Origin of the sequence: Sinorhizobium prairiense, assembly GCF_029201645.2 — a bacterium.
GTDB lineage: Bacteria > Pseudomonadota > Alphaproteobacteria > Rhizobiales > Rhizobiaceae > Sinorhizobium > Sinorhizobium meliloti_A.
On the sequence record NZ_CP104133.1, the window covers coordinates 628,618 to 647,559 of the forward strand.

At 63.5% G+C, this 18,942-nt stretch carries 18 protein-coding genes; 10 read left to right on the plus strand and 8 right to left on the minus strand.

Annotated features, from left to right (window positions below):
- Positions 1 to 4 precede the first annotated feature (4 nt).
- Positions 5 to 3,223 carry a calcium-binding protein gene (locus tag N0Q91_RS26225; protein ID WP_275599585.1) on the plus strand — a complete coding sequence of 1,073 codons (3,219 nt, stop codon included), beginning with the start codon at positions 5 to 7 and terminating at the stop codon, positions 3,221 to 3,223.
- A gap of 107 nt (positions 3,224 to 3,330) precedes the next feature.
- Positions 3,331 to 4,500 carry a zinc-dependent alcohol dehydrogenase gene (locus tag N0Q91_RS26230; RefSeq protein ID WP_275599586.1) on the plus strand — a complete coding sequence of 390 codons (1,170 nt, stop codon included), beginning with the start codon at positions 3,331 to 3,333 and terminating at the stop codon, positions 4,498 to 4,500.
- A gap of 71 nt (positions 4,501 to 4,571) precedes the next feature.
- Here the strand turns inward: N0Q91_RS26230 and N0Q91_RS26235 are convergent, their stop codons facing one another.
- Both N0Q91_RS26235 and N0Q91_RS26240 read right to left on the minus strand, forming a co-directional pair.
- Positions 4,572 to 5,282: a metallophosphoesterase family protein gene (locus N0Q91_RS26235; RefSeq protein WP_018095956.1), complete on the minus strand. Its 711-nt coding sequence runs from the start codon at positions 5,280 to 5,282 to the stop codon at positions 4,572 to 4,574.
- Positions 5,279 to 6,097, minus strand: coding sequence for a hypothetical protein (locus tag N0Q91_RS26240; protein WP_275599587.1), 819 nt, complete (start codon positions 6,095 to 6,097; stop codon positions 5,279 to 5,281). Before N0Q91_RS26240 ends, N0Q91_RS26235 begins: the two co-directional genes overlap by 4 nt.
- Before the next feature lie 291 nt (positions 6,098 to 6,388).
- Here N0Q91_RS26240 and N0Q91_RS26245 point away from each other — a divergent pair, with 291 nt between their 5' ends.
- On the plus strand, positions 6,389 to 6,628 hold the full coding sequence (locus tag N0Q91_RS26245; RefSeq protein WP_018095954.1) for a hypothetical protein: 240 nt from the start codon (positions 6,389 to 6,391) through the stop codon (positions 6,626 to 6,628).
- A gap of 721 nt (positions 6,629 to 7,349) precedes the next feature.
- On the opposite strand, the gene N0Q91_RS26250 is transcribed toward N0Q91_RS26245, so the two are convergent.
- Positions 7,350 to 7,523, minus strand: coding sequence for a DUF1328 domain-containing protein (locus N0Q91_RS26250; protein ID WP_010975005.1), 174 nt, complete (start codon positions 7,521 to 7,523; stop codon positions 7,350 to 7,352).
- A 51-nt stretch (positions 7,524 to 7,574) separates the two neighbouring features.
- Positions 7,575 to 7,721 (minus strand): hypothetical protein, encoded by a 147-nt coding sequence (locus N0Q91_RS26255; protein WP_275599588.1) that lies wholly within the window; start codon positions 7,719 to 7,721, stop codon positions 7,575 to 7,577.
- Positions 7,722 to 7,915: 194 nt separating this feature from the next.
- Between N0Q91_RS26255 and N0Q91_RS26260 the strand changes: the two genes are divergently transcribed.
- From N0Q91_RS26260 to N0Q91_RS26270, 3 genes are all read left to right on the plus strand, one after another.
- Positions 7,916 to 8,218, plus strand: coding sequence for a PepSY domain-containing protein (locus tag N0Q91_RS26260; RefSeq protein ID WP_275599589.1), 303 nt, complete (start codon positions 7,916 to 7,918; stop codon positions 8,216 to 8,218).
- 18 nt (positions 8,219 to 8,236) lie between these two features.
- Complete coding sequence (locus N0Q91_RS26265; RefSeq protein WP_100670922.1) at positions 8,237 to 8,842, plus strand: general stress protein; 606 nt, start codon at positions 8,237 to 8,239, stop codon at positions 8,840 to 8,842.
- Positions 8,843 to 9,003: 161 nt separating this feature from the next.
- Entirely contained in the window at positions 9,004 to 10,980 is a 1,977-nt protein-coding gene (locus N0Q91_RS26270; RefSeq protein WP_275599590.1) for a protein-L-isoaspartate(D-aspartate) O-methyltransferase, read from the plus strand.
- 18 nt (positions 10,981 to 10,998) lie between these two features.
- On the opposite strand, the gene N0Q91_RS26275 is transcribed toward N0Q91_RS26270, so the two are convergent.
- A complete protein-coding gene (locus tag N0Q91_RS26275) occupies positions 10,999 to 11,322 on the minus strand; it encodes a hypothetical protein (RefSeq protein ID WP_100670920.1) in 324 nt (107 codons plus the stop codon).
- 3 nt (positions 11,323 to 11,325) lie between these two features.
- The gene (locus N0Q91_RS26280; protein ID WP_018095947.1) at positions 11,326 to 11,457 is read right to left on the minus strand and encodes a hypothetical protein; all 132 of its coding nucleotides are present in this window, start codon (positions 11,455 to 11,457) and stop codon (positions 11,326 to 11,328) included.
- A 175-nt stretch (positions 11,458 to 11,632) separates the two neighbouring features.
- Between N0Q91_RS26280 and N0Q91_RS26285 the strand changes: the two genes are divergently transcribed.
- Entirely contained in the window at positions 11,633 to 12,139 is a 507-nt protein-coding gene (locus tag N0Q91_RS26285; protein WP_100670916.1) for a ferritin-like domain-containing protein, read from the plus strand.
- A 76-nt stretch (positions 12,140 to 12,215) separates the two neighbouring features.
- Here N0Q91_RS26285 and N0Q91_RS26290 read toward each other — a convergent pair whose 3' ends face one another.
- Entirely contained in the window at positions 12,216 to 13,013 is a 798-nt protein-coding gene (locus N0Q91_RS26290) for an endonuclease/exonuclease/phosphatase family protein (protein ID WP_275599739.1), read from the minus strand.
- A 10-nt stretch (positions 13,014 to 13,023) separates the two neighbouring features.
- Here N0Q91_RS26290 and N0Q91_RS26295 point away from each other — a divergent pair, with 10 nt between their 5' ends.
- Positions 13,024 to 13,965 (plus strand): putative bifunctional lysylphosphatidylglycerol flippase/synthetase, encoded by a 942-nt coding sequence (locus N0Q91_RS26295; protein ID WP_275599591.1) that lies wholly within the window; start codon positions 13,024 to 13,026, stop codon positions 13,963 to 13,965.
- Here N0Q91_RS26295 and N0Q91_RS26300 read toward each other — a convergent pair.
- Positions 13,860 to 15,512, minus strand: coding sequence for a phospholipase D-like domain-containing protein (locus tag N0Q91_RS26300; RefSeq protein ID WP_275599592.1), 1,653 nt, complete (start codon positions 15,510 to 15,512; stop codon positions 13,860 to 13,862). The genes N0Q91_RS26295 and N0Q91_RS26300 overlap by 106 nt on opposite strands.
- Before the next feature lie 190 nt (positions 15,513 to 15,702).
- On the opposite strand from N0Q91_RS26300, the gene lhgD reads away from it, so the two are divergent.
- A complete protein-coding gene (gene lhgD, locus N0Q91_RS26305) occupies positions 15,703 to 16,950 on the plus strand; it encodes an L-2-hydroxyglutarate dehydrogenase (protein ID WP_275599593.1) in 1,248 nt (415 codons plus the stop codon).
- 87 nt (positions 16,951 to 17,037) lie between these two features.
- On the plus strand, positions 17,038 to 18,921 hold the full coding sequence (locus N0Q91_RS26310; protein ID WP_275599594.1) for a sigma-54-dependent Fis family transcriptional regulator: 1,884 nt from the start codon (positions 17,038 to 17,040) through the stop codon (positions 18,919 to 18,921).
- Positions 18,922 to 18,942 lie beyond the last annotated feature (21 nt).

Below are 18,942 nucleotides of genomic sequence, written 5' to 3' on the forward strand. Positions count from 1 at the left end.
TTCCATGGCAGTCATCAACGGCACATCCGGAAACAATATTCTCATAGGCACGGACTTGGACGACACGATCAGCGGCCTTGCCGGTGACGATGTCATTCAGGGGCTGGGAGGCGCGGACATCATCAACGGAGGCGGGGGGATCGACACGGCCGACTATCGTGAGAAGACCGCAAGGATCACCGTCACGCTCAACGGAACCAACAATGCCGTCGTGACGGTCGGCGGCACTGCCGAGGACATCCTGCGGGCGATCGAAAACGTCTATGGAGGTTCGGGTGACGACGTCATCACCGGCGACGGGCAGAACAACCTGTTCCGAGGCGGCGGCGGCAACGACGTCCTCGACGGAGGCGCCGGGAACGATACGGCCGACTATACCGACAAGACCCAGTCCGTTGTCGTCACCTTGATGGGGGCGACACCCGCCACCGTCTTCGTGAACGGTATCGCCGAGGACACGATCAGCAACTTCGAAAACGTCTATGGCGGCTCGGGCAACGACATCCTCACCGGCGACGACCGAAGCAATATCCTGCGCGGCGAAGCAGGCGACGACATTCTCAACGGCGGTGCCGACGACGACTCGCTGTCCGGCGGTGCCGGCAACGACACGGCCGACGGTGGCACCGGGATCGATACCTTCGATCTCCGCGAAAAGACCTCATCAGTCGTCGTACAGCTCAGCGGCGCGAACGCGGCTACGGTCTTCGTCGGCGGCGTCGCCGAGGACACGATCCGCAATGTCGAGAACATCGTCGGAGGGACGGCGGACGACACGCTCACCGGCGATGCGGCGGCAAACAAGCTCTCGGGTGCGCGCGGCAACGACTGGTTCAAGGGAGGAGGCGGCGCAGACACCCTTGACGGCGGCGAAGACAGCGACACCGCCGACTACAGCGACAAGGCGGCGGCGATCGCCGTGTCGCTGAACGGCGGAAACCCTGTTACCGTAACGGTTGGAGGCGTTGCCGAGGATCTGATCGCGAAGATCGAGAACATCGTCGGCGGCTCGGGTGGCGACACGATCATCGGCGATGCAGCCGCCAATACGTTTCGCGGAGGCCTCGGTGCCGACGTGCTGGACGGCGGAGCCGGCAGCGACACCGCAGACTTCAGCGATAAGACGCAATCGGTCGTGCTGGCCCTCAACGGGGCGGCCGATGCCGTTGCAACCGTCGGCGGGACGGCCGAGGATACGGTTCGTAACATCGAGAACATCAACGGCGGATCCGGCAACGACCAGCTCACCGGTGACGCCGCCGCGAATACGTTCCGCGGCGGCCTTGGCGCCGATCTTCTGGACGGAGGTGCCGGCAGCGACACGGCCGACTACAGTGACAAGACGGCATCGCTGGTTGTAGCACTGGCCGGGTCGAACCCGGCGACGGTCTTCGTCGGCGGCGTCGCGGAGGACACTCTGCGCGACATCGAGAACGTCATCGGCGGCTCGGGCAATGACGTGTTCGCAGGCGACGGGTTCCAGAACCTCTTCGACGGTGGGGCGGGCAACGACACGGTCGACTACTCGGCTTCAGCCAAGGGGATCGCGGTGACGCTCAACGGCGCCAACGATGCGAAGGTGATCGTTGGCAGCGCTTCCGAAGATACGCTGCGTAACATCGAAAATGTCACCGGCAGCGCCTTTGCGGATGTGATCACCGGCGACGCACAGGCGAACATTCTCCTGGGCGGCAGCGGCGGCGACCTTCTCAAGGGCGCGGGCGGGCAGGACGTCATCGACGGGGGTGCCGGATCCGATACCGCCGACTTCAGCGACAAGACGGCAGGTGTCGTTCTGGCGTTGGCGGGCGCGTCGAACGCGATTGCGACGGTCGGCGGGCTGGCCGAGGACACGGTCCGCAACATCGAAAGCATCTTCGGCGGCGCCGGCGCTGACGTGCTGACCGGCGACGGCAACAGCAATACGATCCGCGGCGGTGCGGGCGCCGACCGTCTGGACGGTGGCACCGGTGTGGACACGGTCGATTATCGCGACAAAACCAAGTCGGTCTCCGTTACTCTCGATGGGGCCAACCCTGTGACCGTCAAGGTGGGCGGCGTGATCGAGGATACGATCAGCAATTTCGAGAACATCTCCGGCGGTTCCGCCGGCGACACGCTCACCGGAGACGGCCTGGCCAACGTGCTGGTCGGCAATGACGGCGCCGACACGCTGAGAGGGGGTCTCGGCAAAGACGTGCTGGACGGCGGCAATGGCGTCGACACCGCGGACTACCTGGAGAAAACCGATGCGATTTCCGTCACGCTGAACGGTGCGGCGAGTGCGGCCGTTCTCGTCGGCGGCACAGCCGAAGACACCATCCGCGGTGTGGAGAACATTCTCTCGGGTTCCGGTGACGACACGCTTGTCGGCGACGCCGCGAGCAATATGTTCCGGGGAGCTCTCGGCGCCGATCTCATAGACGGCGGCGCGGGCGCGGATACTGCCGATTACCGTGAGAAGACGGCGTCTGTCGAGGTGGCGCTTTTGGGAGCCGGCGACAGCTTCGTCTTCGTCGGCGGCGTCGCCGAAGACACGATCCGCAATATCGAGAATGTTTTCGGCGGCAGGGGCAACGATACGCTCACGGGCGATGGCTTCGCCAACACCCTCAACGGCAATGACGGCAAGGACGTCCTTACGGGCGGAGGCGGAGCGGACATTCTCGACGGCGGGGCGGCTTCCGATACGGCGAGCTACCGCGACAAGAGCGCATCCGTCTCCGTCGCACTCGACGGCGCCAGCTATACGACCGTCACGGTCGGGGGCGTGGCCGAGGACACGATCCGCAACATCGAGAACATCTGGGGCGGGACCGGCAATGACAGCCTGAGCGGCGACGCGAACGCGAACCTTCTTTCGGGCGGCGGCGGAAGCGACACCCTCTTCGGTGGTGCGGGCGCGGACATTTTCCAGTTCGACTTCGCTCTCGGGGCCGGGAATGTCGACACGGTCGTGGATTTCACCGCCGGAGACAGGCTCTTCCTCTCGAAGAGTGTCTTCACCACGCTGAGTGGCGGGACGCTGGCGGCGACGCAGTTCTACGCGGCGGCCGGTGCAACCGATGCGCAGAACGTGAACCAGAAAATCATCTACGACACGACGAGCGGTGCGCTCTACTACGACGCCGATGGCAGCCTTTCCGGTCATACGGCCGTGCAGTTCGCCGTGCTTTCGACGCAACCGGGTCTGACGGCGGGCGATTTCGTGCTCGTCGTGTGATCTGCCGGCTCCAGGGAACACCCGCCCAGGGTCCGTGTTTGGAAGAATGTCAAAGGACGAGCAGCGCCCGTCCTTTTCTTTTTCTACCAGCGAAAAGGAGCTCCGACGTGAAAGCCCTGACATGGCACGGCAAAGGCGATATCCGTTGCGAGAGCGTGCCCGATCCGAAGATCGAGGATGACCGCGACGCCGTCATCAAGGTCACCGCCTGTGCGATTTGCGGATCGGACGTTCATATTTTTCACGGCCTCATTCCATCCATGGAGAATGGCGACATCCTCGGCCATGAAACCATGGGCGAGGTCGTGGAGGTCGGCAAGGGCGCGACCGGCCTGCAGGTCGGCGACCGGGTGGTCGTTCCGTTCACCATCGCCTGCGGCGAGTGCTTCTTCTGCCGGAAGGGCTTCTATTCCGCCTGCGAGCGAACCAATCCCGACCGGGAAAAGGCGGCGAAGCTCTGGGGCAATTCACCCGCGGGCCTCTTTGGCTACTCCCATCTTCTCGGTGGCTATAGCGGCGGACAGGCGGAGTATCTGCGCGTGCCGCACGCCGATGTCGGGCCCATCAAGGTTCCCGACGAACTCACGGACGAGCAGGCGCTCTTCCTCTCCGATATTTTCCCCACGGGGTACATGGCGGCGGAGTTCTGCAACATCGAGCCCGGGCAGACGATTGCGATCTGGGGCTGCGGACCCGTCGGGCAGATGGCGATCCGGTCGGCATTTCTGCTCGGCGCCGAACGGGTCATCGCCATCGATACGATCGCGGAGCGCCTGAGGCTTGCGGAGTCCGCCGGCGCCATGACCCTCGACTACATGGCGGAGGATATCTATGACCGGATCATGGAGATCACCCGTGGCCGGGGCGCAGATGCCTGCATCGACGCCGTGGGAACGGAGGCCGACAGCCGGGCAAGCCTGGATTCGCTTGTCGACCGCGTGAAGGTGGCGACCTTCATGGGAACGGACCGGCCGCATGTATTGCGGCAGGCGATCCATTGCTGCAGGAATTTCGGCACGGTTTCCGTCGTCGGCGTTTATGGCGGTTATCTCGACAAGGTGCCGCTCGGTTCGGCGATCAACCGCGGCCTGACGCTTCGGATGGCCCAGACCCCCGTTCAGCGTTACTTGCCTTTGCTCCTGGACCGCATCCGGAAGGGCGAGATCGATCCGTCCTTCGTGGTGACCCACCGCGGCGGGCTCGACGACGGCCCCGAACTCTACAAGACCTTCGCGGAAAGAAAGGATGGCTGCATCAAGGTCGTCCTGAGGCCGTGACAGGACTCCTTTGAAGCTGCGCGCTTCCGGACGAAAATCGCTACACGTTTATCCTGAAAATGTCCGAACGCTCAGAGTTCGAGCATGGCGTAAGGCCTGCCCGTCGGTTTCTCCACATGGGCGGCGACGTTGAAGACGGGGGCGCCGCCGGGCGTCTGCCCCTGATAAGCGCCCTTGTGCGCATGGCCGTGAACGACGGCGCTCACCTTGAAGCGGTCGATCGTCTCCGCGAGCCGCGACGACCCGAGAAACGGATAGATTTCCTTCGGTTCTCCGGCAACGGTTTCAGGGATCGGCGCGTAATGCAGAACGACGAGCGCGCGCTCCGCCCTGGTAGCCCTCAAGGCGTTTTCCAGCCGAATGGCTTCGTCGACGCTGGTTCCGACCATGGTCTTTATCGCCGCTTCGCCAAAGGCGCCCAGCATATACCGGCCGAAGCCCCCGATGAAACCCTTGGTTCCGCAGAAGCCGACGCCTGAAATTTCGACGCTCTGACCGTCGAGAAGATGCACACCCGCCCTGACGAGGATCGACGAAACTTCCTCCACGGCATCGCATTGATGATCATGATTTCCGAGCACGGCGACGACCGGGATCGTGCAGGACTTCAGATCGGCGGCGAGAAGCTCCGCCTCCGCAGGCTTGCCGAGATCCGTCAGATCGCCGGCGATCACGAGCACGTCCGCCGCGCGCGAGATTTCCGCAAAGAGGTCGGTATAGGAGACCGATCGGTCCTCCTTCACATGCAGGTCCGCCACGGCGGCCACCTTCAACTTGCTCATGACTCCGTATCCTCAGTTTCTGCGCTGACGTCGGCGTCGCCTCCGACATCGGCGAAACCCCATTCCTTCACATCGATTTCGTAGTCGGGGCGCGAGTACATCCGGCCGCGACAGATCTTCGTCAGGGGCAGTGGGAGGTCTCTCTGCGCCGCCAGCCTGCTCAACAGCTCGTCCATCAGCCAGAGCGGGACCTTGTCGCGCTCGGAGGGATAGATCCATCGGAAATTCAGGAGGTGGACGAGCAGGACCTCCCAGTGGGCTTCCATGTATCCGAGCAATCTTGCCCAATCGATTCGGTCGTGTGCCTTCAGGATCAGGTGCGCGACGTCGGCGCCGTCATAGCGGTGGCGAAGCTGGATGAAGGCCTTGGACCAGACGAGTTCCGTCGGGGCGACGATCGCACAGGTGGAGGCACCGATCTCCGTCAACAGAGCATTGGCGAACCAGGCGTCGGTGACCATCATGGTTCCGTTAGGCGAGGAGAAGATGACGTCGAAGAAGGATTTCCCCTTGAAGACCTTGCCCAGCCATCGATCGTCCTCGATTTCGACGGCGTATCCGAGGGACTTGAAATGATTGAGGATGCGGGTGTAATCGCCGGGCTTGCAGAAGACGTCGAGATCCTTGGTCGGCCTCGAAATGCCGGTATGGGCGCTGACGGCGAAGGTGCCCGCGATCAGGAACGGAATTTGCGACCGGCCCAGCTCGGCAATCGCCTCGGCAACGAATGCTTCGGCCTCCTCGTCGACGAGACGCGGCAGCGCGAGCGGCTCGGACGGGTGTTCCGAAGGGGAGCGCGGGGGCATTGACGTCATGCTGGTCATCCAAGTGAACGAGACTTCCCTGACAACACGCCAGTCTTTCGGAAGTTCCGCTTGTCCCAAGGTGTGGGATTGCGTCCCCTCGCGCCCCCGCACTTGGGTCCGCCATTTTGGCCGGGAAGCACCAAGGCGCGAACGTGATGGAACCGCCGGCCACGTCATGGCGTTTGTCTGGCAGCTACCGCATGAGCGCCCGGAGCGGAAGTGAAGGGCGGAAACATTAGGTAAAACAAAGCGCTACAGCGACTGCGCGTGTCTATTGATGCGCCGCTGAGGGAGGAGCATATGCCTGTCATCAGCCCCACGATCCACACCCAGCAAAACAGCCGGGAGCTTGAGTGTCAGCGCGCAATGGAGGACGAGTTCCTGGTCTTTACCGCGCTGGCCGAGGAAGCGGGCTGGTCATGGCAGGAAATCGCGCTCGCCATGTTGGAGTTGACCGAACAATATGTTGCAGCCATGCGGCCGAGTTCGGCGATGGAGGCAAGATCAATGTTGCGCAGTCACTCCAAGAGCTTGCACTGACGGCAGCAGTATTGTGTTCGCCGAGGCGTTTCGCTGTTTCATCGAAGCAGTGAAACGCCTTTTAATTGAGACTGCGCATTCCAGACGGCTGTGAGACGGAGTGCTACGGCGACCTCCGAAGACGCGCGGCGCTGCAGGAACTTTTCGGAGGACTGCAGCCTTTCTTCCTCATCTCTCTGTGCTTGTCACAGAGATGAAAGCAGCGCCGCGTCTGCGGCGCGGGAAGCGTTCTTTCAGCCCAAGGACTTGGTCTGACTGGATTCCTGTGACAAGCACAGGAATGAGGAAATCAAACAAGCCGCCGCGGGTAGCCCGAATCTCAACAGGCCTCAGGAAGGTCTCGGAAGACTGCAATCTCTCCTCCGTCCTCATCAGTGCTCGTCACAGAGATCCAGCAGCGCCGCGTCTGCGGCGCGGGAAGCGTTCTTTCAGCCCAAGGACTTGGTCTGGCTGGATTCCTGTGACGAGCACAGGAATGAGGAAATCAAACAAGCCGCCGCGGGTGGCCCGAATTTCAACAGGCCTCAGGAAGGTATCGGAGGACTGCAATCTCTCCTCCACCCTCATCCCTGTGCTTGTCAACAGGGATCCAGCAGCGCCGCGTCTGCGGCGCGGAAGAGCCTTTCCAGCCCAAGGACTTGGTCTGGCTGCACCCCTGTGACAAGCACAGGGACGAGGCGATCAAACAAGCCGCCGCGAGCGCCCCGAATCCCAACGGGACTTAGGTTACGGCACCTCCGACGGCCAGTGCCAGTACGAGGAATACGAGGAAGATTATAACCGCAATGTAGAAGAGTATCTTCGCGATCCCCGCCGTCGCGGCCGAAACGCCGGAAAATCCGAGGAACCCGGCTATCAGTGAAATGACGAAGAAAATCAGTGCCCACTTCAGCATAATCGCTCCTTCCGTTCAGTTCCTGCCTCGCGGTCGTCGTCGCCCAGCCGTTCAGCGGCTGTCCCGGTTCGGATCCTTGCCAGCCGCCTGGCTGCTTTTCTTGACGTCGGCCTTCTTCGCCTGATCGCCTGCACGATTCCCGCCATGTGTCCCTTTCGAGTTCTTGGCGGCCTTGCCGTCCTTTGCGTTCGTAGCCATTTCGCATCCTCCAGCGCTGTACCGAAACCGGCAGCAGAGCGGATGCAACCGGGAAAGGGCGATAAAGTTCCTTCCGGGCCTTCAAAGCCGGGCGCCGACCCGCTTTCCTTCCCATCGTGCCGGCGACTGCCGGCGGAACCAAATCCGGCCCGGACGGTTTGGTTGGCCCATTGAGGATCGAGAGAGGAAAGGCCATGAAGAACATCGTCTTCGGCGTTGCGGTACTGTTGAGCGCTGCCGCAGGACCGGCCTTCGCGCAGACGGCCGGCAACACCCCGGCCATTGCCACTCCCGACACGCAGAACCCCACGGCACCTGTCCCCGGCAAGAACAGCTTCACCGAAGCCCAGGCACGGGAACGGATGCAGGAGGCGGGCTACACGGACGTCAAGGAGCTGAAGCTCGACGACAAGGGTATCTGGCGGGCAACCGCGATGAAGGACGGCAAATCCGTTTCCGTCGCTCTCGATTTTCAGGGCAACGTAGTCGCGCTTTAGAGATCAAGGAAGAAGACGATGAGAACCGTGGCAGGGCTGTTTGACGATTACGGGGAAGCCCGAGGGGCCGTGAGCGATCTGGAGGCGGCAGGGTTTCCTTCCGAAGATATAAGCATCGTCGCCAACAATGCGGGAGACCGCTATTCGGCCGACGGTTCCGGTGCGGCGAGCGGTGCCGGAGCAGGTGCCGGTCTGGGCGCCGTGGGCGGGGGCACGCTGGGGCTTTTGACAGGCCTGGGCCTGATGGCCATACCTGGGGTCGGTCCCGTGGTCGCGGCTGGGTGGCTGGCGTCGACCGCCGCAGGCGCGGCGGCCGGCGCTCTCGCCGGAGGTGCGGCCGGCGGCATCATCGGCTCGCTCACCGATTCCGGGATCGAGGAGGAGGATGCGCATCTTTACGCCGAGGGAGTGCGCCGAGGCGGTGCGTTGGTGGTGGTCAGGACCGAGGAGCCTCTGGTCGCACAGGCGGACGGGATTCTAAGAAATCGCGATGCCGTCGACATATCGGTCCGGCGCCGCGCCTATACGGAGGATGGCTGGACCCGGTTCGACACCGCCTCCGGTCCCTATAGCCTCGACGAGATCGAGCGCGAACGTGAACGCCTCAGCCGCCCGGCGCTGTAGCGACAGGCAGGTACCGCTGCCGCGGCATGGCTGACACCGCCGTCAGGGTCCGCAAAAGCAACCCGGCCGCCCGAAAGGAGCCAGGTCACCACGCCCCTTGGCGAAACAATGACACGATCTGGCGCGGCGGGTTGCGATGAAACGCAAGGAAGGCTTCCGCCATGATTGATTTTTCGCGCGCCCGCGAACGGATGATCACGTCGCATCTCTCGCGACGGGGGATAAGGGACAGATATGTCGTGGAGGCGATGGGCGTCGTCCCGCGGGAGGCATTCGTCGATCCAGGCTTCGAGGAATTCGCCTATGAGGATTCGGCCCTCTCGATCAGCCATGGCCAGACCATCTCGCAGCCCTATATCGTGGCGCTGATGATCGAACGCGCCGAAGTCCAGCCGGGCGATACGGTGCTCGAAATCGGAACCGGATCCGGTTATGCGGCGGCGGTGCTGAGCCGGATCGCGGCACATGTCTATACGATCGAGCGCCATGCCGGCCTCGCCGAGGTCGCCCGGAGACGATTTGCCGAGCTCGGTTACGGCAATATCGATGTGCGTGTCGGCGACGGCACGGCCGGCTGGCCCGAGGCTGGACCGTTCACCGCCATACTGGTCGCTGCCGGAGGTCCCGAGATACCGCATGCGCTCAAGGAGCAGCTCGACATCGGCGGCCATCTCGTCATACCCGTCGGCCCCCCGGAGGAGCAGCGCCTGCTGAAGGTCACGCGCGCCAGCGCCACGACATTCGAGGAGCAGGACCTCGGCGGGGTCAGATTCGTGCCTCTCGTCGGCGAATACGGCTGGCATGGGGAGCGGGTTCAATCCCGGGCAGGGCTCAGACCGGCGCCCACGCTGCCCGAGATGGTTGCAGAGTCGGCCGAGCCGCTGCCCGATTTCGACGATCCTGCCTTCGGGCGGCTTTTCGATCGCTTTGCCGGGCGGCGGGTCGTGCTGCTCGGAGAGGCGAGCCATGGCACGTCGGAATTCTACCGCGCCCGCGCAGCCATCACGCGTCGCCTGATCGAGGAACATGGGTTCACGATCGTGGCGGTCGAAGCGGATTGGCCGGATGCGGCGGCGGTCGACCGCTATGTCCGACATCGAACGCAAGGCATGCGTCTCGATGCGCCTTTCCAGCGGTTCCCGACCTGGATGTGGCGCAACCGCGAAGTCATGGATTTCGTCGAATGGATGCGCGAACATAACGGCCGCAGGGGCCTGTCCGGCCGGGCCGGCTTCTACGGCCTGGACATCTACAATATGCGCGGCTCCATTGCCGCGGTTCTCCGGTATCTCGATGAGACCGATCCCGAGGCCGCTACGGTTGCCCGCGAGCGCTACGGGTGCCTGACCCCCTGGCAGAACGAGCCGGCGACCTATGGCCGTGCGGCCATGACCGCGGGCTTCCGCAAATGCGAAGAGGCCGTCGTCAAGCAATGCCGCGAACTCCTGGAGAGGCAGCTCGAAGCCGGGCGCGACAGCGGCGACGAGCTTCTCGACGCGGTGCAGAACGCGCGCCTCGTCGCCTCGGCCGAGCGGTATTACCGGATCATGTATTATGCCGGGGCCGACTCCTGGAACATGCGCGACACCCATATGTTCGCGACGCTCGAGCATCTGTTGAATGCACGCGGCGCCCGCTCGAAGGCAGTGGTGTGGGCGCACAATTCCCATATCGGCGATGCTCGCCATACCGACATGGGCACGGCCCGCGAGGAGTTGAACATCGGTCAGCTCTGCCGCGAGCGGTTTGGCGATCAGGCAGCGCTGATCGGCTTCGGCACGCATGGCGGTCATGTGGCTGCCGCAAGCGATTGGGACGGCGAAATGGAGGTGAAGCCGATCCGGCCGTCGCTCGAAGGAAGCTACGAGCGCGTGATGCACGACTCAGGGGTCGAGCGCTTCCTAATCGACTTCGAACGCCACGCGCGTCTGCGCGACGGTCTCCTCAAGCCGATGCTTGAGCGCTTCATCGGCGTGATCTACCGGCCGGACACGGAACGCTTCAGCCACTATGCCCACGCCTCGCTGCCCCGGCAGTTCGGCGCCTTCGTCTGGTTCGATCAGACGACGCCGGTCGAACCGCTCGGCGCGGAACACATAAAAGCGGGCGTGCCGGATACGTTCCCGTTCGGTCTGTGAGGCTCGTGAATCGGTGCGTTAAAGCTGCGTCGAGATGATGTTGTCGACGCTCACCTCCCCGCGGAGCACGCCGCGTTGCGTGCCGTCCGGGGCCGGCCCCTCCTCGACCACGGTGTAGAGCTTCTCGCTGCGAAACGCGCTGGCCATGTCGGTCGTCACCCCTTCCGCCGGCTTGGCGTCGATTTCGAGGAAATCGAGCTCCGCCTCGCTTGCGACGATGCGGGCATCGCCGCTCGATCTTGCCGCCACCACGACCTCGCCCTGGTAGCTGGCATTCTGCCAGTTCGGATCGTCGGGCTCGGCGAGCGGCGACAGACGGTATATTTTGAGCTCTTCGTGCATGTGCTACTCCGACTGGTCGATCGCATGCGGCGGCGGTTGCCCCGATTCGGCCGACTGGTCGAGAGGGAACATCATCCAGAGCGCCGCAATCACCACCAGGACGACGATCACTGCTGCAGCCAGGATCTTGGACATGTGAACCTTCCGACGATTGTCGAGACCGAACCGCGAAACCTGCGGTCTTCCGGCCTCCAATCACCAAGGCGTCGAATTGTTCCGAAGCCGCAGGGTGAGGCGATCACGCGCCGTTCTGCAGGAACATTTCGGGAAACCGCCGGTTGGAGGGCGCGCGAAAAGAAAGGAATATCCGATGGCTACTGCGAACGAACACCTTGTGGCTTGGCTCAGGGATGCACATGCGATGGAAGAGCAGGCGATCACGATGCTCACCAGCCAATCGAGCCGGCTGGAAAACTATCCAGAACTCAAGACCAGGATCGACCGCCACCTGCAGGAGACGAAAGACCAGGCGGCCATGCTCGAGCGCTGCCTCGAACGGCTCGACGGCGGAACCTCGAGCATCAAGGATATCAGCGGCAAGATCGTTGCCTTCGGGCAAGGCCTGAGCGGCCTCTTCGTCAGTGACGAAGTCGTCAAGGGCACGCTGGCCAGCTATACATTCGAGCATATGGAAATCGCCAGCTACAGGATTCTCATCGCCGCAGCCGAACAGGCGGGCGATCAGGAGACGAAGCGGGTCTGCGAGAGCATCCTGCAGCAGGAAATCGCGATGGCCGAGTGGCTGGCTGAGAACGCCGGTGAGATCACGCGCAGATTCCTGGAGCGAGACCAGCGGGACGTGACGGCCAAACACTGAAACCGCTTCAGACCAGAATGCTGCGGGACCTGCGGGCAGCGCCGCGCCTCCGACAAGATGCGCGGCGCTGTCGTTTTCAGGCCTCCTGCTTTTCGTCTCGCTTGACGACATCCAGTTCGGCAAGCAGCGGAAGATGATCCGAAGCGCTTCGCGCCAGCGTGCTGCCGTGCACTCTGCAGGAAGCCACTTCTATGCCTTTGCCGACCAGCACGTGATCGATGCGCAGCAGCGGCAATCGCGATGGAAAGGTCGGCCGCGGCTTGGCGCCGGTCAGCAGCTGCGCATCGCTGAGCTGTCGGGCCAGGAGCCTGTAGGCGGTCGAGCGGCCCGTGGCGTTGAGATCGCCTGCCAGGACCACGTGAGCGTCCCCCTTGGCCATTCCTCCGAGCCAGCCGGGACCTAGAAGGGCGGTCGCCTGGCGCAGGCGCTCGGCGCCGCGCAATCCGAGATGCGTCACGATCACCTGAAGCTTGACTTCGGCGACGTCGATCTCCACCCAGAGCGCGCCTCGCGGCTCGCCGGACGAGGGGAGGGGTGCTGCCTTGATCAGCCGCATAGGCAAGGCCGTCAGAACGGCGTCTCCGTATTTCTCGTCCTCCAGGTGGAGAGCCGGATGGAACTCGGCTTCCATATTGAGATGCGTGGCGATCATATGGGCCTGGTCTATTCCGCCGGTACGGGCGCGCCCGACGTCGACCTCCTGCAATGCGATGACGTCGGGCTGGCACTCGGCGATGACGGCGGCGATGCGCGCGGGATCGAGCCTGCGGTCGGTGCCGAAGCAGCTGTGAACGTTGTAGGTGAGGAAACGTATCCGCTGTCGCATCGCCTTCGGAACACGCAGCACCTGCTTTTCGTTCCGGTGGGTGCGCAAGGGAGGGCCGATGTCCAGAAAAATTCTAGCGAGATTGTTCATCGCTGCCGGTATCTGCGTGGCGGGCTGGTTGATCTATCGGACCCTCAGCCAACACAGCTTTCATGAAATCGTCGGCTCGATCATGCGGATTCCGGCCCGGAATCTCTTGCTGGGCATCGGTTTCGTCTTTCTTTCCTATTTCTGCCTGACCCTCTTCGACACCCTCGCCATCCGCTATGTCGGGCGGAAGCTCGCCTATCCGCAAATCGCCATCGCCTCCTTCACCAGCCTTTCGATCGGCCACAATGTCGGCGGTGCGGCCTTGAGCAGCGGTGCCGTCCGCTACCGCTTCTACTCGCGCTGGGGGCTGAGCGCCGAAGAGGTGGCGAAGGTCATTCTCTTCTGCGGTGTCACCGTCGGCCTCGGCCTTGTCACATTGGCCGGGCTTTGTTTTCTGATCGTGCCGGCGGGTGCCGCGCGCCTTACGGGATTTTCCACGACCGGCGCTTTTCTGTTAGGCACTGCCTGCATTGCGGCCGCGGCCGGTTACGTGCTGCTCGCTTATTTTCTGCGGGGCTCGGTTCGCATCTTTCGCTGGACTTTCGAAATGCCCTCGGTGGGGATTGCGGCCTTGCAGGTTGTCGTCGGAGCCGCCAACTTCCTCTGCGTCAGCGCAGCGTTGCATCAGTTGCTGAGCGCCTTCCAGGAGGTGAGTTTCATCGATACGGCCATGGCCTATGTCGGGGCCGGCGTGACCGCGATCGTCAGCCATGTCCCCGGCGGCATCGGCGTACTCGAGGCGACGATCGCATTTCTGCTTGGCAGTTCGGCGAGCCTGGGCGCTCTGATCGCCTTTCGGGCGATCTATTTCTTCCTGCCGCTGCCGCTCGGCTTGATCTTGCTTTCGGTCACGGAGTTCGTCGCCCGTCGAGATGAGGAAAAAAGCCTGGCGAGCAAGGCGAAAAGCTGACCGATCCAGCGCCTCACGAGCTTGTGCGTGCGGTAAAAGGGTCGGATCGGCCTCTGCGGATCGACGATCTCCGTGCCCCAGATGAGACTGGTCGCGCCGTCGTCATCGATTCCGTCGAAGGCGCGTATGCCGCGCCGGCGCGTATTCAACATGTCCAGGGTGGCGACGAGAGAGTTCGTTTCCCTCAGTGCCTTCTCAACGGCGTTCGCTTCAACGTCGAGATGTTCTGCGATCAGGCCGTTGCGGACTCTGGCAATGGCGGCGCGCTGCCCTTCGTTGGCGGCTTCCACGGCGACGTCGCATTCGGTGTCGAGGCTTGCCGAGCGGTGGTTGAAGTTCGACGAGCCGACGCGGAAAAAACGATCGTCGATCGCGACCACTTTGGAATGGATAATCACCTCCTGCTCGGATCCGTCGGCGGCGGGAACGACCGGATAGGCGACCCTGAGCCTGCCGTAGCGGTCGGCCCGCTTGAGCCGCCGAACGAGGCGGTCGCGGTTTCCTCCCATGACGATGCGTTCCAGAAGCCCATGCGAGCTGCGGGTGGTGATGACCACCACTTCCGGACCGTCAGGCTCCTGCAGCCGGTCGCAGAGCAACTGTCCGATTCTCCCCGATGCGAAATACTGGTTTTCGATGTAGATGTGACTTCGCGCACTGCGCAAAGCATCGAGCGTCAGCCGCAGCGCCTCCTGACGGCCGCGTCGTTTGCCGGAGCCCGGTTCCGTGCGGGCGATTGCGACCGGGCAATCCTCGAGCACCGGCACCGTGCCGTTCGGCCATGCAAGCGCCCGCGCGGGCGGCGCCTCGATTTGGTCGCCCGTAGACGCTTTCCAGCGAGATCTGCAGAGATCGCCGATGGCACGGCTCGCCCCGCCTTCGAGCAACACCTGTATGTCATGCACCGGATCATAGGGTTTTCCGTCCGGATCGCGCCGCAACTCGTTCTCGGCCGCGTGCTCCGGCGTGTCCCAGCGGCGCGCCGTCAGGTCGATGCCCCCGGCAAAGGCGATGCTGTCGTCTATGCAGACGAGCTTCTGATGATGCGATCCGCGCAGCGCCCGATGGCTCGCGAAACGAAGTTCGATCTGCGGATGGGCCGCCCATTGCTGCTTGCGAAACAGCCTGAGCGACTTTCCCGAATAGATCGGTCCCATCGCCCAGACGAGAATGCGAATCTTCAGTTTCGGCTTTTGTGCAGCGAGGCGCTCGAGCCTGCTGCCGAGCGATTCCGCCTGGGGGTCGTCCGGTCTGAGCTTGATTCGCGGATCGAAGTCCCATCCGGTGATCCAGATCTGCTCTTCCGCCTGATCGAGCGTGCTGTCGAGACAAGCATAATAGGCGGCTGCGTCCACCAGGAAGGACAAATGCCGTGCGGGCGCGCTGCGCCAGACATTCTCCGCCTCCTTTATTATCGGCCGGCTTGTCCGACGCCGTCGGCCGGCCGGATTTCCGGTGAACGCGCTTTTCCAGTCCAAGCTTCCTATCCCGTGCGTGGCGACTGGAAATGAATCCCTTTCAACCGTGATTTGTTCCAGGAGCAGCATTGTTGTGGCGTGCGCCTGCGTCGGGGCGGCGAAGCTCGTCCCGCGGCGGAACTTTTCCGGGGCGGCCGCACACGGTTCCTGATCGTACGGCTCCCGCCTGTGCCCCGCGCACCCTGCTTTCCCGATGCCTGCAAGAACGCTATGCATGGCAAAGGACGCATCACATGTACGAGCCGGGAAGGTTGCGAGTTTGTACGAATATTGCATCATCGGGGGCGGCATCGTCGGCCTTGCTGCGGCCATGGCGCTGCAGGAACGGGTGCCGGGCGCCAGCATCGTGCTTCTGGAAAAGGAGCGCGAGCTTGCGCGCCACCAGACGGGCCACAACAGCGGCGTGATCCACGCCGGAATTTACTATGCACCGGGATCCCTGAAAGCGAAGTTGTGCCGCGAGGGAGCAGAGGCGACAAAGGAATTCTGCACCGGGAACGGCATCCCCTTCGAGACCTGCGGCAAATTGCTGGTGGCGACCACCGAGGCCGAGGTCGAGCGCATGGAGAGCCTGGAGGAAAGAGCGCAGCAGAATGGGATCGAATACTCTCGCCTGTCGACGTCGCAACTTCGATCGGAGGAGCCTAACATCGCCGGCCTAGGTGCGCTTCTCGTCCATACGACGGGGATTGTCGATTATTCGGCAGTTTGCCGGGCGATGGCCGAGCGCATCGGAGCCCGAGGCGGCGAAATCCGCTGCGGGGTCGAGGCCACTGCCATTGCCGAAGAGGATGGAGGCGTGCGGATCGCAAGTGCATCCGGCCGAATCGAGGCGCGCAAGCTGATCGCCTGCGCCGGCCTGCAGTCCGACCGCATCGCCTTGATGGCCGGGCTTAATATTGACCACCGCATCGTGCCGTTCCGGGGCGAATATTACGTGTTGCCGCCGTCGAAGGTCGGCGTGACCCGGCGCCTCATCTACCCCATTCCCGACCCGGACCTGCCTTTCCTCGGAATTCACCTGACCCGAACGATCGACGGAGGCATGACCGTCGGCCCCAATGCGGTGCTGGGCTTTGCCCGCGAGGGCTACCCGAAGGGCAGCTTCAAAGCGGCCGATGTGGCGAACATGGCGGCGTTTCCCGGCTTCTGGAAAATGGCGGCGAAGAACTGGCGGTCGGCGATCACGGAATTCGCCAATTCGGCATCGCGGTTCCGCTATCTGCGGGAGTGCCGGAAATACTGCCCGTCGCTCACGATAGACGACCTCGCGGTCCCGCAGACGGGCATCCGGGCGCAGGCGGTCATGGCCGATGGCAGCCTCGTCCACGACTTCCTCTTCAAACAGACCGAAAGGATGCTCCACGTCTGCAACGCGCCGTCGCCGGCTGCGACCTCTGCCATTCCGATCGGCCGCATGATCGTTGACCGCCTGCTCGAGGGGGCTCCTCCCAAGACGGAACGGTCACAATCGCTTCATGGGGCTCATCCGCAACTTTATCGGTAGTGCATCGAGCCGCCGCTTCCTTTACTTTCGCCCCTGCCATGCGCAAACTCTGCCGGAGGAGCAAGCGCGGTCCGTTGGGAGGCGGCGATGGTTTCACATTCCGAGCATATCCGCGAAATCGAACGCGTCAGCCGTGGTCTTCCCGTGCGCCGCGACAAGACCGTCGTGAAATCGTGGCTGCGCTGCCTGGAGCATCACCGGCTCGATCCGGCGCAGAGTTGTGAAGCCTATATCGTCCCGGAAACGCGACTTAGGGAACACCGCCAGCAATCGGAGGATCTGATCGCCATCGCCCGTTCGGGGCTCGAAAACCTGTTCCGCCAGGTGGCGGGGCAGAACTACGTGCTGCTGCTTTCCGACCGCGAAGGCGTGACGGTCGAGTTCCTCGGCGATCCCCTCTTCGGCAACAGCCTGCGCAAGGCGGGGCTCTATTTGGGTTCGGAGTGGTCCGAATGGCGCGCCGGGACCTGTGCGGTGGGCGCGTGCCTGGAAACGGGAGAGGCGCTGACGATTCACCAGACCGACCATTTCGACAACACCCACACGCCGCTCTCCTGCACGGCCGCGCCGATCTACGACATCCAGGGCGAACTCTCCGCCGTCCTCGACATCTCGCTTCTGAGTTCGCCGATCCTAAAGGCGAGCCAGAATCTTGCACTGCATCTGGTGACGGCGACCGTAAGGCGCATCGAGCTTGCCAATCTCATGGCGCAAGCGCGCAACCAATGGGTCCTGCGATTCTCGCGCTCTCCCGAATTCCTCGACGTCGATCCGGAGGCGGCGATCTCGATCGACGGTCTTGGCCGGATCGCCGGCATGACCCATGCTGGGGCGAAAATCCTAGCGCGCTCGACGGGCCTCGACTGGCGCGATCCACGGCAACTGATCGGCGAGCCGGTGTCGCGCTTCTTGGACATCGAGATCGATGATCTGTCCGACCTTACCCGCCGGCGTCCGACCCAGGAGCGGCTCGTCTTCGCCCGGGACGGAAATGCGCTCTTCGCCCATGCGATCGAGCCGCACTCGAAGGTCCGCGCACCGCTCGCTTCGCACGAACAGATTCCACCGGCCTTGCGGCGGCTCGGCGGCGAAGCGCCCGTGATCGCGGCGCTCCAGGCAAAGGCGGCAAAGCTTGCACGGACGCGATTGCCGATCCTCATTCAGGGCGAGACCGGGACCGGCAAGGAACATCTCGCGCGCGCCATCCACGAGGGCAGCGGTCTCAAGGGCCAGTTCGTCGCCATCAATTGTGCCGCGATTCCGGAGCAGCTGATCGAAAGCGAGCTTTTCGGCTACTTGCCGGGAGCTTTCACCGGTGCTTCGGCCAAGGGCCGCAAGGGCCTGATCGAGCAGGCGGACGGCGGAACGCTCTTCCTCGACGAAATCGGCGACATGCCGCTTTCCCTGCAAAGCCGGCTGTTGCGCGTGCTTGCCGAAGGCGAGGTGCTGCCGGTGGGCGGGACGGCGCCGCGGAAGGTGCGTATCCGGGTCGTCTCGGCGTCGCATCGGTCGCTGAAGACGCTCGTCTCGCAAGGAGCATTCCGCGAGGATCTGTATTACCGGCTCAATGCCGCTACCCTCTCGCTCCCGGCCCTCAGGGACAGACCGGACTTCGACTGGGTGCTGGAGCGGCTCCTGAAGCGGCACAGTGACGGCGAATTGATATTGTCCGCGGCGGCCCTGGCTGCGCTCAAGGCGCATGATTGGCCGGGAAACATCCGCGAACTCGACAACGTCATCGCCGTCGCCGCGGCACTTGCCGAGAACGGCGTCGTGGAGCCCGGCGACCTGCCGGACCACCTCCTGGCGAATGCGGGCACTGTCGGCGGAAGCGAGGCGAGCGCTGCCTTGAGCCTGACGCTCGCCGCTTGCGACTGGAACATTTCCGAGGCTGCCCGCCGGCTGGGGCTCGATCGCTCGACGGTGCACCGGCAGATCAAGCGCTACCGCCTCAAGCCGCACCGCCATTGAGGCGCGGCGCCCCCTGCAGCC

Excerpts from the sequence above, each read along its gene's own strand:
- N0Q91_RS26225 (WP_275599585.1), top strand. The coding sequence starts at position 5 with ATGGCAGTCATCAACGGCACATCCGGAAACAATATTCTCATAGGCACG.
- N0Q91_RS26235 (WP_018095956.1), bottom strand. The coding sequence starts at position 5,282 with ATGAGCAAGTTGAAGGTGGCCGCCGTGGCGGACCTGCATGTGAAGGAG.
- N0Q91_RS26240 (WP_275599587.1), bottom strand. The coding sequence starts at position 6,097 with ATGACGTCAATGCCCCCGCGCTCCCCTTCGGAACACCCGTCCGAGCCG.
- N0Q91_RS26245 (WP_018095954.1), top strand. The coding sequence starts at position 6,389 with ATGCCTGTCATCAGCCCCACGATCCACACCCAGCAAAACAGCCGGGAG.
- N0Q91_RS26250 (WP_010975005.1), bottom strand. The coding sequence starts at position 7,523 with ATGCTGAAGTGGGCACTGATTTTCTTCGTCATTTCACTGATAGCCGGG.
- N0Q91_RS26255 (WP_275599588.1), bottom strand. The coding sequence starts at position 7,721 with ATGGCTACGAACGCAAAGGACGGCAAGGCCGCCAAGAACTCGAAAGGG.
- N0Q91_RS26260 (WP_275599589.1), top strand. The coding sequence starts at position 7,916 with ATGAAGAACATCGTCTTCGGCGTTGCGGTACTGTTGAGCGCTGCCGCA.
- N0Q91_RS26265 (WP_100670922.1), top strand. The coding sequence starts at position 8,237 with ATGAGAACCGTGGCAGGGCTGTTTGACGATTACGGGGAAGCCCGAGGG.
- N0Q91_RS26270 (WP_275599590.1), top strand. The coding sequence starts at position 9,004 with ATGATTGATTTTTCGCGCGCCCGCGAACGGATGATCACGTCGCATCTC.
- N0Q91_RS26275 (WP_100670920.1), bottom strand. The coding sequence starts at position 11,322 with ATGCACGAAGAGCTCAAAATATACCGTCTGTCGCCGCTCGCCGAGCCC.
- N0Q91_RS26280 (WP_018095947.1), bottom strand. The coding sequence starts at position 11,457 with ATGTCCAAGATCCTGGCTGCAGCAGTGATCGTCGTCCTGGTGGTGATT.
- N0Q91_RS26285 (WP_100670916.1), top strand. The coding sequence starts at position 11,633 with ATGGCTACTGCGAACGAACACCTTGTGGCTTGGCTCAGGGATGCACAT.
- N0Q91_RS26295 (WP_275599591.1), top strand. The coding sequence starts at position 13,024 with ATGTCCAGAAAAATTCTAGCGAGATTGTTCATCGCTGCCGGTATCTGC.
- N0Q91_RS26300 (WP_275599592.1), bottom strand. The coding sequence starts at position 15,512 with ATGCTGCTCCTGGAACAAATCACGGTTGAAAGGGATTCATTTCCAGTC.
- N0Q91_RS26310 (WP_275599594.1), top strand. The coding sequence starts at position 17,038 with ATGGTTTCACATTCCGAGCATATCCGCGAAATCGAACGCGTCAGCCGT.